Origin of the sequence: Bradyrhizobium sp. IC3123, from assembly GCF_020193625.1 — a bacterium.
GTDB classification, from domain to species: domain Bacteria; phylum Pseudomonadota; class Alphaproteobacteria; order Rhizobiales; family Xanthobacteraceae; genus Bradyrhizobium; species Bradyrhizobium yuanmingense.
The window spans coordinates 248,515-264,609 of sequence record NZ_JADYVF010000005.1 but is presented as its reverse complement, the minus strand read 5'-3'; the positions used below and the strand labels follow the sequence as shown (position 1 = coordinate 264,609).

11 protein-coding genes and 1 pseudogene are annotated in these 16,095 nt (G+C 65.2%); 7 read left to right on the top strand and 5 right to left on the bottom strand.

The window, feature by feature from the left end; genetic code table 11:
• Positions 1-251: 251 nt before the first annotated feature.
• Positions 252-923, bottom strand: a pseudogene (otnC, locus tag I6F20_RS18775) (3-oxo-tetronate 4-phosphate decarboxylase); the annotation flags it as partial.
• A gap of 106 nt (positions 924-1,029) precedes the next feature.
• On the opposite strand from otnC, the gene ltnD reads away from it, so the two are divergent.
• From ltnD to I6F20_RS18745, 6 genes are all read left to right on the top strand, one after another.
• Positions 1,030-1,947 carry an L-threonate dehydrogenase gene (ltnD, locus tag I6F20_RS18770; protein WP_225127332.1) on the top strand — a complete coding sequence of 306 codons (918 nt, stop codon included), beginning with the start codon at positions 1,030-1,032 and terminating at the stop codon, positions 1,945-1,947.
• Positions 1,948-1,960: 13 nt separating this feature from the next.
• Positions 1,961-2,743 (top strand): 2-oxo-tetronate isomerase, encoded by a 783-nt coding sequence (gene otnI / locus I6F20_RS18765; protein ID WP_128263420.1) that lies wholly within the window; start codon positions 1,961-1,963, stop codon positions 2,741-2,743.
• Positions 2,740-4,014: a 3-oxo-tetronate kinase gene (gene otnK / locus I6F20_RS18760; RefSeq protein WP_225127331.1), complete on the top strand. Its 1,275-nt coding sequence runs from the start codon at positions 2,740-2,742 to the stop codon at positions 4,012-4,014. Before otnI ends, otnK begins: the two co-directional genes overlap by 4 nt.
• Positions 4,015-4,182: 168 nt before the next feature.
• Positions 4,183-5,874 (top strand): methyl-accepting chemotaxis protein, encoded by a 1,692-nt coding sequence (locus I6F20_RS18755; protein WP_074447503.1) that lies wholly within the window; start codon positions 4,183-4,185, stop codon positions 5,872-5,874.
• A 244-nt stretch (positions 5,875-6,118) separates the two neighbouring features.
• Positions 6,119-7,807 (top strand): methyl-accepting chemotaxis protein, encoded by a 1,689-nt coding sequence (locus I6F20_RS18750; protein ID WP_225114883.1) that lies wholly within the window; start codon positions 6,119-6,121, stop codon positions 7,805-7,807.
• A gap of 231 nt (positions 7,808-8,038) precedes the next feature.
• The gene (locus tag I6F20_RS18745) at positions 8,039-9,733 is read left to right on the top strand and encodes a methyl-accepting chemotaxis protein (protein ID WP_225127330.1); all 1,695 of its coding nucleotides are present in this window, start codon (positions 8,039-8,041) and stop codon (positions 9,731-9,733) included.
• Between the two features lie 140 nt (positions 9,734-9,873).
• Here the strand turns inward: I6F20_RS18745 and I6F20_RS18740 are convergent, their stop codons facing one another.
• Positions 9,874-11,382 carry an acetyl-CoA acetyltransferase gene (locus I6F20_RS18740; RefSeq protein ID WP_036044696.1) on the bottom strand — a complete coding sequence of 503 codons (1,509 nt, stop codon included), beginning with the start codon at positions 11,380-11,382 and terminating at the stop codon, positions 9,874-9,876.
• 123 nt (positions 11,383-11,505) lie between these two features.
• On the bottom strand, positions 11,506-12,639 hold the full coding sequence (locus tag I6F20_RS18735; RefSeq protein ID WP_225127329.1) for a nitronate monooxygenase: 1,134 nt from the start codon (positions 12,637-12,639) through the stop codon (positions 11,506-11,508).
• A gap of 285 nt (positions 12,640-12,924) precedes the next feature.
• Between I6F20_RS18735 and yghU the strand changes: the two genes are divergently transcribed.
• Positions 12,925-13,797, top strand: coding sequence for a glutathione-dependent disulfide-bond oxidoreductase (gene yghU / locus I6F20_RS18730; protein WP_036023001.1), 873 nt, complete (start codon positions 12,925-12,927; stop codon positions 13,795-13,797).
• A 195-nt stretch (positions 13,798-13,992) separates the two neighbouring features.
• Here yghU and I6F20_RS18725 read toward each other — a convergent pair whose 3' ends face one another.
• Together I6F20_RS18725 and I6F20_RS18720 are read right to left on the bottom strand one after the other, a co-directional pair.
• A complete protein-coding gene (locus tag I6F20_RS18725; RefSeq protein ID WP_036016244.1) occupies positions 13,993-14,607 on the bottom strand; it encodes a flavin reductase family protein in 615 nt (204 codons plus the stop codon).
• Between the two features lie 168 nt (positions 14,608-14,775).
• Positions 14,776-16,053 (bottom strand): acyl-CoA dehydrogenase family protein, encoded by a 1,278-nt coding sequence (locus tag I6F20_RS18720; protein WP_036023003.1) that lies wholly within the window; start codon positions 16,051-16,053, stop codon positions 14,776-14,778.
• Positions 16,054-16,095: the final 42 nt, after the last annotated feature.

The following is a 16,095-nucleotide window of genomic DNA, read 5'->3' as shown; positions in this document are numbered from 1 at the left end:
ATATCCGGGGCAGGTGGTCACGCATGTCGCTTCGCTCATGCGGGCTACGCTTTCTTCGCCGCGGAAGCGGCCTTCAACATTTGCTCGACGATTCCATCAAATTCGCTTTTGGCAATCGGGTCTGCCTTGCCGATCTCGTCATATGCCGGGCTTGTCTCTGGCCACCAACGATAGTGACGCCCGGCCCGATCAAGGACCCGGGCCGCTGCTTCAACCTCTGCGTCCGTCGGGCTCGTTGCCTGCATCGCTACATGCTCGTGCCCATGCTCCGGCAGTGTCACCCCGAACACCTTCACCAGATCTGTCACCTGCTCCGGCGATAGGTACCGCGGGTTCATCCCGCGCAGCAGCAGGTACAACTTGGCCGTCTCCTCCAGCTCCTCCGTCGCGAACACCGCAGCTTCCAGCGTGTTGCTGGCGACGACCGGGCCGTGATTGGCGAGCAGCACGGATGAATATTTCCCAGCCAGCCCCTTGATCGCATCTGCGACCGCGGGATCGCCAGGGCGGTAATAGGGCACGAGCGCGGTGGCGCCGCATTTCATCAAATAATAGGCCGTCATCGGCGGCAGCGCGGCGCGCGGATCGATCTCGGGCAGCATCGACAGCGCCACCGAATGCGTGGAGTGCAGATGCACGATGGCCCGCGCGCCGCCGCGCGTGTCGTAGAGCGCATTGTGCAGCGGAACTTCCTTGGTCGGGGCATCGCCCGAAACCAGCCGGCCCTGCTGGTCCAGCCGTGATAGTCTTGCGGGATCGAGGAAGCCGAGCGAGGCGTTGGTCGGCGTCACCAGCCAGCCGCCATCGTCCAGCTTGACGCTGATATTGCCGGAGGAGCCCGGCGTCAGCCCGCGCTCGAACAGGGATCGTCCGAAGCGGCAGATGTCCTCGCGCAGCAATGTCTCATTGCTCATGGCCGTCATGCCTGCTTGTCTCACGCTTTGGCAGCGCGGCCAAGCCGTGTTATTCGGTTGCCAAGCTGCCGCAAAGGGCGGCCATCCGGGAAACGCTCGCAAGGGTCAGTTGCATATGTCCGCCTCCACCTCACAAAATCAGCGTATTGCCGTCGTCGGGCTCGGCTCGATGGGATTTGGCATGGCGACCTCGCTCAAGCGCGCCGGCCATGCCGTGACCGGCTGCGACGTCTCGGCGGATGCCGTCGCGCGCTTCGTGAAGGACGGCGGCGCGGGGGCCAAGACGCCGGCCGAAGCGGCCAAGGACGCAGACATCGTCGTCAGCGTGGTGGTCAATGCCGCGCAGACCGAAACCATCCTGTTCGGCAAGGATGGCGCCGCCGAGACCATGCCGAAGGACAGCGTGTTCGTCTCCTCGGCGACGATGGATCCCGACGTGGCGCGCCGTCTTGCCAAGCAGCTGGAGGCGACCGGCCGGTACTATCTGGATGCGCCGATCTCCGGCGGGGCGCAGCGCGCCGCGCAAGGCGAATTGACGATTCTTGCCTCCGGCAGCTCGGCCGCCTTTGCCAAGGCGCGGCCGGCGCTCGATGCCATGGCTGCAAAGCTCTACGAGCTCGGCGATGCCGCCGGGCAGGGCGCTGCGTTCAAGATGATCAATCAGCTGCTCGCCGGCGTTCACATCGCCGCCGCCAGCGAAGCCATGGCGTTCGCAGCCAAGCAGGGCCTCGACATCCGCAAGGTCTACGAGGTGATCACGGCCTCGGCCGGTAATTCCTGGATGTTCGAGAACCGCATGCCGCATGTGCTCGACGGCGACTACACGCCGCGAAGCGCGGTGGAGATCTTCGTCAAGGACCTCGGCATCATCCAGGACATGGCGCGCACGGCCCGATTCCCGGTGCCGGTCTCCGCCGCCGCGCTCCAGATGTTCCTGATGACATCGGCCGCCGGCATGGGCCGCGACGACGACGCATCGGTCGCGCGCATGTATGCGCAGGTCACCGGCGTCAAGCTGCCCGGCGACAAGTAACAGAGGATCTCCAATGCCCCGTTTCGCCGCCAATCTCTCGATGATGTTCACCGAGGTGCCATTCCTCGACCGCTTCGATGCCGCCGCGCAAGCGGGCTTCACCGCGGTGGAATTCCTGTTTCCGTACGAGCATGCCGCCGAGGCCGTCGGCGAACGGCTCAAGCGCAACGGCCTGACCCAGGCGCTGTTCAACCTGCCGCCGGGCGACTGGAACGCCGGCGAGAAGGGCTTTGCGGCGCTGCCATCGCGCTTTTCCGATCTCAAGGCGAGCCTGGAGACGGCGCTGCCTTATGCCAAGGCGACGGGCGTCAAGCGCCTGCACCTGATGGCCGGCATCGCCAATCGCGGCGAGCGCGTCGCGATCGAGGCCTTCTACAAATCGGTGGCCTGGGCCGCCGAGTTCTTCGCGCCTCACGGCATCGATGTCGTGATCGAGCCGATCAACGCCCGCAACGTGCCCGGCTACTTCCTCAACGATTTCGGCTTTGCGCGGGATCTGATCCAGGAGCTGAGGCTTGCGAACCTGAAGCTCCAGTTCGACATCTATCACTGCCAGATCATCCATGGCGACGTCACCATGCGGCTGCGCGAGATGATGCCGATCATCGGCCACATCCAGATCGCCAGCATTCCCTCGCGCAACGAGCCCGATGGCGAGGAGCTGAACTATCCCTTCCTGTTCGATGAGCTCGACCGGCTCGGCTATGCCGGCTTCGTCGGCTGCGAATACAATCCCCGCGGCAAGACCACCGATGGGCTTGCCTGGTTCAAGCCTTATGCGGGAGTGAAGTCGTGACACTTGCGTTGGGCTGCATCGCCGACGACTACACCGGCGCCTCCGATCTCGCCAACACGCTGACGCGCGCGGGCCTGCGCACCGTGCAGACCATCGGCGTGCCCGCCGACGATCTCGCGCTGCCCGAGGTCGATGCCGTCGTGGTGTCACTGAAGAGCCGCTCGATCGAAGCCGGCCTCGCGGTGTCGCGCTCGCGCGCCGCTGAAACATGGCTGCGCGGCCGCGGCGTGGGCCACGTGCTGTTCAAGATCTGCTCGACCTTCGATTCCACCGACGCCGGCAATATCGGTCCGGTCATGGATGCGCTGCGCGCCGATTGCGGCGAGGGAGCCGTGCTGGTGACGCCTGCCTTTCCGGAGACCGGGCGCACCGTCTATCAGGGCAATCTGTTCGTCGGCGCCGTGCCGCTCAGCGAGAGCCCGCTAAAGGACCATCCGCTCAACCCGATGCATGATTCCAACTTGGTGCGCGTGCTGGCGCGCCAGAGCAGCACGCAGATCGGCCTCGTCGATCTCGCCACCGTCGCGCGCGGCGCGGAGGCCGTGCGGGCACGGCTGGCCGAGCTCGCCGCCAGGGGCATCGGTGCTGCGATCATCGACGCCGTGTTCGACCGCGACCTCGAGACCATCGGTCTCGTCGCCGCTGAACATCTTCTGTCGGTCGGCGCGTCCGGCATGGGCCTCGGGCTTGCGCGCGCGCTGGTGTCGACGGGCAAGGTGAAGCCGGCACCGAGCAGCGAAACCGGCGCGGCCGTCGGCGGCCTGGCGGCATGCCTTGCCGGCAGCTGCTCGCAGGCGACGCTTCAGCAGATCGCCAGCGCCGAACGCATCATGCCGGTGCTTCATCTCGATCCGGAGCGGATCGTCGCGGGCGCCGCTGAAGCGCAGCGTGCGCTGGACTGGGCGAGGCCGCGGCTTGCGGAAGGTCCGGTGCTGATCGCTTCGAGCGCGACGCCGGACGCCGTTGCGGCCGTGCAGGCACGCCATGGCCGCGATGCCGCAGGCCACGCCATCGAGCAGGCCATGGCCGGCATCGCCGAGGGTCTGGTGCAGGCCGGCGTCCGTCGCTTGATCGTCGCCGGTGGCGAGACATCCGGCGCCGTGGTCGATCGGTTGAAAATTCCTGGATTTCTCGTAGGAGTAGAAATCGCGGCGGGAGTCCCGGTGCTGCGCGCGGTCGGTGCAAGCTCCGGCGAGATGTTGCTCGCTTTGAAATCTGGAAACTTTGGCGGTCCGGACTTCTTCTCCGACGCGCTTAGGCTCATGCGCTGAGCGCAGAGCCTCCTTAGTCCATCGTTCATTTCTTTCGGCTTCGGTACTCGTACGGAGCCGCAGTTAACATTTGCGCAGGTGCTCTGCGCTCAGATGTCGCCGCAGCTCCTCTTTGGTTGATTCTTAGAGCTTCGACGCGCATCCGCGCCAGCACAACGAGATCCGATTATGTTCGCCAATATTTCCATCCGCGCCAAGATCATCAGTGTCGTGGCATTCCTGCTCGTCGCGATGGCCGGCATGGGCCTGCTCGCCATCATGAAAATGCGGTCGATGAACGCCAACACGGTCGACATCACGATGAATTGGATGCCCAGCGTGCGGGTGCTGGGCGAGCTTCGGGCGAGCGTCATCACCTATCGCAACGTGGTCCGCCAGCACATGCTTTCCGACACGCTGGACGAGAAGCTCGCCAACGAAAAGACGGCCGTGACGGTGCTCGAGGCGCTTGCCAAATACCGCAGCCGCTACGAGCCGATGATCACCTCGCCGGAGGAGAGGGCGCTCTACACCCAATGGGCAAAGCTCTGGGACGATTACAAGAGGGGCACCGAAGAGGTGATGGCGCTCTCGCGCAAGGAAGCCGGCAAGATCCCACACGAGGCCCGGGAGCTGAATACGAAGACCGTCAACAAGCTCGGTCTTCAGGCAGACGAGGTCCTGACCAAGGACATCGAGCTCAACACCAAAGGCGGAGAACAGGCCGCCCAGGACGCCGCCGACAGTTACGCCTACGCCTTCATGCTGGTCTCGGCCATTCTCGGCGCTGCTATCGTCATCGGCATCGCCGTCAGCTTCTATCTCGTCCGCGACGTCTCTAGCGGCATCAACTCGATCACCCTGCCGATGCAGGCCCTGGGCCGAGGCGACCTCTCCGCCGAAGTCCCGCATCGCGGCGAGAAGACCGAGATCGGCGCCATGGCCGACGTGCTCCAGATCTTCAAGGAGGCGTTGATCGCCAAGAAGGCCGCCGACGAAGCCGCCGCGGCCGACGCCGAAGCCAAGATCGAGCGCGGCCGCCGCGTCGACGACATCACCCGCGAATTCGAAACGATGATCGGCGAGATCGTCCAGACCGTGTCATCGGCCTCGACCCAGTTAGAGGCCTCCGCCTCGACCTTGACCGCGACCGCCGACCGCTCGCAGCGGCTGGCGACCACGGTGGCCGGCGCTTCGGAGGAAGCCTCCACCAACGTGCAGTCGGTGGCCTCGGCGACCGAGGAGATGGCCTCGTCGGTCGGCGAGATCAGCCGCCAGGTGCAGGAATCGGCGCGGATGGCGGGCGATGCAGTCGGTCAGGCCCGTGCCACCACCGAGCGCGTCAGCGAATTGTCCAAGGCGGCCGCGCGCATCGGCGACGTCGTCGAGCTGATCAACACCATCGCCGGCCAGACCAATCTCCTGGCGCTCAACGCGACCATCGAGGCGGCGCGCGCCGGCGAAGCCGGCCGCGGTTTTGCCGTCGTCGCCTCCGAGGTGAAGGCGCTCGCCGAGCAGACCGCGAAGGCGACCGGCGAGATCGGCCAGCAGATCTCCGGTATCCAGGCGGCGACCAACGATTCCGTCGGCGCCATCAAGGAGATCTCCTCGACCATCGAGCGCCTGTCGGAGATCTCGTCGGCCATCGCCGCTGCGGTGGAAGAGCAGGGCGCCGCGACGCAGGAGATCGCCCGCAACGTTCAGCAGGCGGCGCATGGCACCCAGCAGGTGTCGTCCAACATCACGGACGTGCAGCGCGGCGCGACCGAGACCGGCACGGCCTCCTCGCAGGTGCTGTCCGCGGCGCAGATGCTGTCGAATGATTCGGGCCGGCTGAAGAACGAGGTCAGCAAGTTCCTGACCAACGTCCGCGCCGCGTAGACAGACGTGGGTTCCACAAGCAAGGGCGGCGCCATCGGCGCCGCTCATAGTTTTTCCTGCGCGCGTTGCGCTGTCGATATGCCCGTAGAATTGCGACGTACTCTTCAGCGAAAGCTCCGTACTACTGCGTAGCGTCGTTAAACCTAACAATCCTGAGCGACGGTAAGATCGTGGCGGAAGTCGTAGCACGATCGGAGCCGGTCCGGACCAGCAACTCCCGACCGTCAGCATTGGGGAGGATTTAATGTCTTGGATCAACAACCTTCGTATTTCCATTAAGGTTTCCGCCGTATTCGCGGCGATCTGTCTCGTCGTCGCCGGCAGCACCGCAGCCATCTACAACTCGCTGAGCGTAATGAATTCCACGGCGAAGATGACAGTGCATACCTATCAGGTGCTGGAGCAGCTTTCCGAGCTTGTCGGTGCGATGGTCAATCAGGAAACCGGCGTTCGCGGCTATCTCGTGTCTGGCGATGCCGGCTTTCTCGCTCCTTACGAAGCCGGGCTGAAACAATTTCAGACTGCGGCGGCCAAAGTCGGCAGCCTGACCTCGGACAACGCCACGCAGCAGAAGCGACTCGAGCAGGTCAAGGCGCTTGCCAACGACTGGGCAACCAACGTCGCGCAGCGCGAAATCGCGCTGATGAAGGATCCGGCAACCCAGGCGAAGGCGCGTGAGCTCGAGGCTTCCGGAGCCGGCAAGAAGTCGATGGATGGCCTCCGCGCCGTCGTCCAGGAAATGGACAGGGAAGAGCGGTCGCTGTTGTCAGTGCGGGCGGCTGCCTCCGACGCCGCCTCGTCCAGCGCCACCATGGCCATGCTGATCGGAGGCCTCGTCACCCTGCTGCTCTCGCTCGTGGGCGCCTTCGGCGTCGCCTTCGCGGTCACCCGCCCGATCCAGCGCATCACGACCGAGATGGGTGTTCTCGCGAATGGGGACACCTCGGTGATCGTATCGGGTATCGAACGCAAGGACGAGATCGGTGAGATGGCTCAGGCGGTCCAGGTGTTCAAGACCAATGCCATCGAGGTCGAGCGGCTGAAGGCGGAACAGGCTGAAACCGAGCGTCGCAATGCCGAGCAGCGCAAACGCGACATGGTCAGGCTCGCCGACGACTTCGAGAGCGCCGTCGGCCAGATCATCGGAACAGTGTCGTCGGCATCGACCCAGCTGGAAGCATCGGCCACCACCCTCACAGGTACGGCCGAGCGGTCCCAGAAGCTCGCGACCACGGTGGCCGGCGCTTCGGAGGAAGCCTCCACCAACGTGCAGTCGGTGGCCTCGGCGACCGAGGAGATGGCCTCGTCGGTCGGCGAGATCAGCCGCCAGGTGCAGGAATCGGCGCGGATGGCGGGCGATGCAGTCGGTCAGGCCCGTGCCACCACCGAGCGCGTCAGCGAATTGTCCAAGGCGGCCGCGCGCATCGGCGACGTCGTCGAGCTGATCAACACCATCGCCGGCCAGACCAATCTCCTGGCGCTCAACGCGACCATCGAGGCGGCGCGCGCCGGCGAAGCCGGCCGCGGTTTTGCCGTCGTCGCCTCCGAGGTGAAGGCGCTCGCCGAGCAGACCGCGAAGGCGACCGGCGAGATCGGCCAGCAGATCTCCGGTATCCAGGCGGCGACCAACGATTCCGTCGGCGCCATCAAGGAGATCTCCTCGACCATCGAGCGCCTGTCGGAGATCTCGTCGGCCATCGCCGCTGCGGTGGAAGAGCAGGGCGCCGCGACGCAGGAGATCGCCCGCAACGTTCAGCAGGCGGCGCATGGCACCCAGCAGGTGTCGTCCAACATCACCGACGTGCAGCGCGGCGCAACCGAGACCGGCACGGCCTCCTCGCAGGTGCTGTCGGCGGCGCAGATGTTGTCGAACGATTCGAGCCGGCTGAAGAGCGAGGTCAGCAAGTTCCTGACCAACGTCCGCGCCGCGTAAGGCGCGGCCGAAGGATAGATCAAACCGGGAGCGGCGCCAAAAGCGCCGCTCTTTTTTTTCTGCGTAGCGTGATGTCGTCTGGCGGTAGGATCATGGGGAGCCGACCGTAAACATACGGGGCGCCCGTTTCATGGATAGTTAAATTCGATTCACGAGAATCGGCGGAAGGCGCCTCGAGCAGCGGCCGTCCTGTCTTGGAATGAACGCATACCGCATTGTTTGGGGGCTCTGATGCGCAAAAATCTTCCCGTCACCACCGTTGAATATCCGGTCAGTGATGAGACGTTGATCGTTTCGCGGACCGACCTGAAGGGCAAGCTCGCCTACTTCAACGAGGACTTCCTCGCTGCCGCCGGATTCACGTCGGCGGAACTGATGGGCCAGCCGCACAACATCGTCCGCCACCCCGACATGCCGCCGGAGGCATTCGACAATCTCTGGGACACGCTGAAGGCCGGCAAGCCCTGGCTCGGCGCAGTCAAGAACCGACGCAAGAACGGCGACTTCTATTGGGTGCTGGCGACGGCTTCTCCGATCCGCGAGAACGGCGAGATCAAGGGCTATACGTCGATCCGCACCAAGCTGCCGGCCGACCAGCGCAAGCTCGCCGAAGAGGTCTATGCCGCCATCCGCGAGAAGAAGCCGCATGGCTATCGCATCGACGCCGGCATCATCCGCCGCCGCTCCTGGCTCGACCACTTCAGCATCTTTACCGGGACGCTGAAGGCGCGCCTGATCACGATGATGGTGCTGCAGTCGCTGTTCATGCTCGCGCTCGGCATCGGTGGCGCGGTCGCCACCGGCGGTTCGACCAGCCTGATCCTGTCGCTGCTGGCTGTCGCCGGTGCGGCTATCGTCGGCTTCGCAGGCCTTGCGACCATGCGTGCTATTCAGGGACCGATGCGGCAGCTCAACGACACGCTGGTCAACCTCGTGCAGGACAAGCTTGACAATCGCATCGTGATCGAGCGCGACGACGAGATCGGCGAGGCGCTGCGCAACCTTCAGACCGTGCAGACCATCGTCCGTTTCAGCCGCGACGAGGTGCAGGCGGTGCAGCGCCGCGCCGAGGCGCAGCGCAAGGCCGACATGACCAAGCTTGCCGACGGTTTCGAGGCGGCGATCGGGGAAATCGTCGAGACCGTATCGGCCGCCGCGACCGAGCTTGAGGCATCGGCCTCGACCCTGTCCTCGACCGCGGGCCGGGCGCAGGAGCTGGCCACGGTAGTTGCGTCCGGCTCGGAGGCCGCCTCCAGCAATGTCCATTCGGTGGCTTCGGCTGCCGAGGAGATGTCGTCCTCGGTGCGCGAGATCGGGCGGCAGGTGCAGGATTCCTCCCGGATCGCGAGCGAGGCGGTCAGCCAGGCGCATGCCACCACCGAGCGTGTCAGCGAGCTGTCGCGGGCTGCGGCGCGGATCGGCGATGTCGTCGAGCTCATCAATGCGATTGCCGGCCAGACCAACCTGCTGGCACTCAACGCTACCATCGAGGCGGCGCGGGCTGGCGAAGCCGGCCGCGGCTTCGCGGTGGTGGCCTCCGAGGTCAAGGCGCTCGCCGAGCAGACGGCCAAGGCCACCGGCGAGATCGGCCAGCAGGTCGGCGGCATCCAGGCGGCGACGCAGGATTCGGTCAGCGCCATCGGGGAGATCAGCGGCACCATCGCGCGTCTGTCGGAGATCGCTTCGGCCATCGCGACGGCCGTGCAGCAGCAGGGCGCAGCGACCCAGGAGATCGCCCGCAACGTGCAGCAGGCCGCCCTGGGCACCCAGCAGGTCTCGTCCAACGTCGGCGACGTGCAGCGCGGCGCCTCGGAGACGGGATCAGCGTCCACGCAGGTGCTGTCGGCGGCCCAGATGCTGTCCCGCGATTCCAACCGCCTCAAGCTCGAGGTCGGCAAGTTCCTGAACTCGGTTCGCGCCGCCTGACTCTCGACCGCGTCGGAAAAACAGGCGCCGAAGGGCTGAGATCTCGTAGGGTGGGCAAAGGCGCTCTTGCGCCGTGCCCACCATTCTTTCCGGATCACACGAAGGCCGTGGGCACGCTTCGCTTTGCCCACCCTACGAGATCACGCCACCCGCCACTCGGGCACGTTATCTTCTGCCATAGCGATTTCGCCGAGCGAGCCGACCGGGGTGCGATCCATGGCGAGCAGATGCGCCAGCGTCGCGCCGTCGCTCGCCGGGACCCGCGCCAGCGTGCGGCGATCGTCCTCTGTCCGCAGCATCACGACGCCATGCTCGATATTGCCGCCGCGGCCGTAAAGCACGGTGAAGCTCTCGACCTTGCCCTTGCCCGTGGTCTCCGTGACGAACTCCGGCACCGCGCGCTTGTTGCGGTCCGCCTCGGCCTGCACGCTCGTTTCCTGCACCAGCGCCTCGCGCGGCGCCGTCTTCGACACCACCAGCGCGTGGTGCTTGGTGACGAAGCCGCCCTGGCCATAGAGCAGGCCGAGCTTGGCGCCGTCGCGCAGTCGTCGCACCATCGCGCAGGCCGCGTGCGTCATATAGGTGTTGAGCGGCGCGCCGAAGAAGGTGAGGCCGCCGGTCACGGTCGGCTGCACGTCGGGGCCCAAGCCCAGCGTCCGCCGCGCCATCTTGGGCACGCAGGGGAAGCAGCTGTAGAGCTCGATCGCGTCGAAGGTCTTGCGGTCGCCGCCGGCGAGGTCCATCACGCTCTTGAGCACGGCATTCTGCGGGTGGCTCTCGTAAAACTGGTCGCGCATCAGATAGTCGCGCGGCTCTTCCGCCGAGGCACCGCCGAGCGGGTAGACCAGTTTGTCTTCGGCGATCCCGGCCGCGCGTGCCTTGGCGAGACTGGTGAGCAGCAGCGCACCGCCCATGTTGACGCTCGGATTGGCCACCATCAGCTTGTTGTAGGGCCAGGCGATCAGCCGGTTGTCTGCGGTCGGCGTCGTGATCTCCTCCGGCGCATAACGCCGCTTCAGCCAGGCGTATGGATTCTCCGCGGCGGCTTCCGAATAGCGCGACCACAGCGTGCCTGATTCCGCCATAGCTTCGCGCGGCGTCTGCCCCCAATGCGCCGAGGAGGCCGCCTCATAGAACGGATAGACGGTCACAGGCCGAAATACGCCGAGCTTCACTGCTAAGGGCTTCTGGAACGCCGCGCCGCGCTTGGGTTCCTCGACGTCATGGGCGAACGGCGTCCACGGCAGCTTGACGCCGGCGCGCTCCGCCTTGGTCGCGCTCGATTGCGCTTCCGCGCCGCACACCGCCGCCACGCTGCACTCGCCGCGCGCGATGCGCTTGGCCGCCTCGTGGATGTAGCGGATCGGGCTCTCGCCGCCGACTGGGCCGTAATAGCAATGCGCGGGCGAGATGCCGAGGCGCTGAGCCAAAAGCTGCTCCGGATCGCGATAGCGCCAGCTCAGGAAATTGACGACGTCGAGCGATTGCACCTCGCCGAGCAGCTTTGCGCCGGCGTCTTGTTCAGCCCGCCGCAGCGCCTGTTCGAGCAGGTCGAGCGGTTCGAGACCCTCGGCGATCTCCTTCGGGCGATCGACGATCTCGCCGATGCCGACGATGACGGGGATGCGGTCTTCGGGGATATTGGTCATTTCTTCTTGCTTCAGTTCACGATGTCAGTTGTTCGTCATTGCGAGCGCAGCGAAGCAATCCAGGATCTTTCCGCGGAGGCAGTCTGGATTGCTTCGCTGCGCTCGCAATGACAAGTGGGATCGTCACTCCGCCACCAGCGCATTCATGTGCTCGACGGCTTCGGCGAAATCCTGCTTGAACTCCTGTACCACCGCACCCGCCGATTTCACGCTGTCGATCAGGCCGACGCCCTGGCCGACGAAATAGCTGACGAGATCGCGCGCCTTGGCGTTGCCGCTTGCGGCGGCTCGGTCGATCGAATGGAAGGCGTCGCGGCTAATGATGCTTTGCAACGGCATCGGAAGCGCGCCCGGGCTATCCGGCGCGCGGTCCCAGGCGTCGGTCCAGACTGAGCGGAGCTGCCGGGCCGGCTTGCCGGTGCGGCCCTTCGAACGCACCGCATCGCGCGAGGATGCCGCGATCATCTTCTCGCGAAAGATCTCGCTTGTCTCGGACTCGACCGTGGCCAGCCACACCGAGCCGGTCCAGGCGCCGGCCGCGCCCATCGCCATGCAGGCCGCCATCTGCTGCCCCGTCATGATGCCGCCGGCCGCCAGCACCGGCACGTCGCGGATCGGCTTGATCGCCTTGATCACCTCCGGCACCAGCACCATGGTCGAAACCTCGCCGCAATGGCCGCCGGCCTCGGTGCCCTGCACCACGAGGATGTCGACGCCGGCGGCGACCTGGCGCAGCGCGTGCTCCTTGGCGCCGACCAGCGCTGCAACCGGCACCCCGTGCTTCTTGCCCATCTCGATCATCGCCTTCGGCGGCACGCCCAGCGCATTGGCGATCAGGCGGATCGGATGATTGAAGGAGACCTCGAGCAGCTGAAGCGCGGTCTTGCCGTCGAACGGCTGCGGCTGGTTGTCCGCGACCTCGGTGGTGGTCAGCTCGATGTCGTACTTCTTCAGGAGATCGCGCGTGTAGTTGCGGTGCTCCTGCGGCACGCGCGCTTCCAGGCTCTTCCAGGTGACGTCCTTCTCGCCGGCTGTCGAGATGTTTTCCGGGATGAGCACGTCGATGCCGTAAGGCTTGCCGTCGACGTGATCATCGATCCACGTCAGCTCACGCTCGAGCGTGTCCGGCGTATGCACGGTCGCGCCCAGCACGCCGAAGCCGCCGGCGCGGCTGACGGCGGCAACGACGTCGCGACAATGGCTGAAGGCGAGCAGCGGGAATTCGATCCCCAGCATGTCGCAGATCGGCGATTTCATGGCTCTCTCCCGGCGGCAGGCTTCGCATTCTCGTTGCTTTCGCTGGCAAAGCAAAGTGACGCTAGCCGATCGATGACATGCCGGATCTGGGGAGGCATCTTGTGTGCAGACGTCGCGCTCTATCCGCGGGCCGCAGGCCCTGCGGGCACCCGGGAATGACGGAGGGGAGGGGCTGCCATGACAAAACGCAGAGTTGTCCCATCCGGCAATGCATTGCGGCGCCCTTGTCATCGGCCGTTTGCGGGCTAATTAATGCAGACGCATCCTTTTTGCCCGGAGCCCCGCATGACCGACGCCCCTTACGTGCCGCCCAAAGTCTGGACCTGGAACAAGGAGAACGGCGGGCAATTCGCCAACATCAACCGCCCGATTGCCGGGCCCACCCACGACAAGGAGCTGCCAGTCGGCAAGCATCCGCTTCAGCTCTACTCGCTGGCGACGCCGAACGGGGTCAAGGTCACCGTGATGCTGGAGGAGCTCCTGGCGCTCGGCCACAAGGGCGCCGAATATGACGCCTGGCTGATCAAGATTGGCAATGGCGATCAGTTCGGCAGCGGCTTCGTCGACATCAATCCAAATTCCAAGATCCCGGCGCTGATGGATCGCTCCGGCCCCGAGCCTGTCCGGGTGTTCGAGTCAGGCTCGATCCTGTTCTACCTCGCCGAGAAGTTCGGCGCCTTCCTGCCGAAGGACGTCAAGGCCCGCACCGAGGCGATGTCCTGGCTGTTCTGGCAAATGGGCAGTGCGCCCTATCTCGGCGGCGGCTTCGGCCACTTCTACGCCTATGCGCCGACCAAGATCGAATACGCCATCGACCGTTTCGCAATGGAGACCAAGCGCCAGCTCGACGTGCTCGACCGGCGTCTCGCTGACAACGAATATCTCGCGGGCAAGGACTACACCATCGCCGACATGGCGGTGTGGCCCTGGTATGGCGCGCTCGCCAAGGGGCTCGTATATGGCGCCGGCGAATTTCTGTCGGTGCAGGACTACAAGAACGTGCAGCGCTGGACCGACCAGATTGCGCAGCGCCCCGCCGTGAAGCGCGGCCGCATGGTCAACCGGGTCTCCGGCGATCCCGCCAGCCAGCTCCACGAGCGCCACGACGCGAGCGACTTCGAGACCAAGACCCAGGACAAGCTCGTGCCCGCGACGTAGCTAACGGGTTCATCACCTCTCCCCGCAAGTGGGGAGAAGTCGAATTCGATCGCAGATCGAATTCGGGTGAGGGGGTACAGGTCCCTCGACAGTCTCGCGCGTGGAGAAAGGCCCCTCACCCCAACCCTCTCAGCGCGAGCCAAGCTCGTCGCGGCCCCGTAGGAATGGGGCGAGGGAGCGCACCGTTGCTGCGGCCTATTTCTTCATGCCCTCCGCCGCCGGAAACACCACGCGGTCATCGGTGCGGCAGTAACGGTCGGCGAACATGCGGCCGATCGGGTGATAGCGGTCCATGTGCACCCGCATCGCCTTGTCGTCCCAGAGCTCGTCGCGGATGTGGAAGTGGAGGCCTTCGCCCATGATCAGCCGGCGATCGTCGTTGACGTCGATCAGCTTCCAGAGCTTGCACTCCATCGCCCAGGGCGTGTCAGCTAGCCGTGGCACCCCGATCTTCGTCGAGGGCGCAAGCTTCAGCCCGAGATAATCGGGCTCGCTGATCTCAGGCGGAAAATCGCCGCTGCTCTCGTGCATCGCCCGCGCCAGCGGCTCGTCCGTGAGGTTGACCACGAATTCACCGGTGCGCTGGATGTTGAGAAACGTGTCCTTGTCCTCGCCGTTCGGCTTGCGGTTGGCCGCGAACATGCAGAGCGGCGGATCCTCGCAGAAGGCGTTGAAGAAGCTGAACGGGGCGGCGTTGACCACGCCGGTCGGCCCGAGCGTGGTCACCCACGCGATCGGCCGCGGCAGAATGAAGGACGTCAGCACCTTGTAGCGCTCGCGTGGCGTCAGCTCGCTGGCGGCGTAGTCCATGGTGGCTCCTCGGCTTTCTTCGCCTCTCCCCGCCTGCGGGAAGAGGCCGATGCGCGGAATGCGCGGCGGGTGAGGGGGCTCTCCGCGAGTCCGACTGTCACCGTCCTCGCGGAGAATCCCCCTCACCCTCTCCCCGCAAGCGGGGAGAGGGGAAAGAGATAAGGCGCCTTACGCCATGCTCAGCTCGTGGCGGCCCACCACCATCCAGTGCACCTCGTCCGGACCGTCGGCGAAGCGCAGGTGCCGCACGTCCTGATACATCTCGGCGAGCGGGGTCCAGTGCGAGATGCCGGTGGCGCCGTGCATCTGGATGGCCTGATCGATGATCTTGCAGGCGCGCTCGGGCACCATGGCCTTGACCATGGAGACCCAGACGCGGGCCTCCTTGTTGCCGAGCACGTCCATTGCCTTCGCCGCTTTCAGCACCATCAGCCGCATCGCCTCGATCTCGCAGCGCGCCTGCGCGATGATCTGCATGTTGCCGCCGAGATGGGCGATCTTCTTGCCAAAGGCCTCACGGGTGAGGCCACGCTGCACCATCAGGTCGAGCGCCTTCTCGGCCTTGCCGATGGTGCGCATGCAGTGATGGATGCGGCCGGGGCCGAGGCGGAGCTGCGAGATCTCGAAGCCACGGCCTTCGCCGAGCAGGATGTTCTCCTTCGGCACGCGCACATTGTTGAAGCGCATGTGCATGTGGCCGCGCGGGGCGTGGTCCTGGCCGAACACGTACATGGGACCGAGCACCTCGACGCCGGGCGTGTCGCGCGGCACCAGGATCTGCGACTGCTGCTTGCTCGGCGCCGCGTCCGGGTTGGTCTTCACCATCACGATGAGGATCTTGCAGCGGGGATCGCCGAGGCCCGAGATGTAGTACTTCTCGCCGTTGATCACCCATTCGTCGCCGACGAGCTTTGCGGTGGTCGAGATGTTCTTGGCGTCGGAGGAGGCGACGTTCGGCTCGGTCATGACATAGGCCGAACGGATCTCGCCGTTGAGCAGCGGCTTCAGCCATTTCTCCTTCTGCTCCTTGGTGCCGACCCGTTCCAGCACTTCCATGTTGCCGGTGTCGGGCGCCGAGCAGTTCATGGTCTCCGAGGCCAGCGGACTCTTGCCGAGCTCTGCCGCGATATAGGCGTAGTCGAGATTTTTCAGGCCCTGGCCGGTCTCGTCATCGGGCAGGAAGAAGTTCCAGAGGCCTTCCTGCTTGGCCTTGTTCTTGGCCTTCTCCAGCACCTCGAGCTGCTTCGGCGTAAAACTCCAGCGATCTTCCTTGCCCTCGCCGGCCTTGGCGAACTCGATCGACATCGGCTCGACGGTATCGCGGATGAACTTCTTGACGTGATCGTAAAGCGGCCGGACCTGGTCCGACATCCGCAAGTCGTTGAGCTCGTCGCCGGGATTGAGCGTGTAGTTGGTGGTGCGGGGAATGTAGGTGTGTTTTGTCATTGGTCCTCCCGGGATCGCTAGAATGTGTTGTGCGCAAGAATA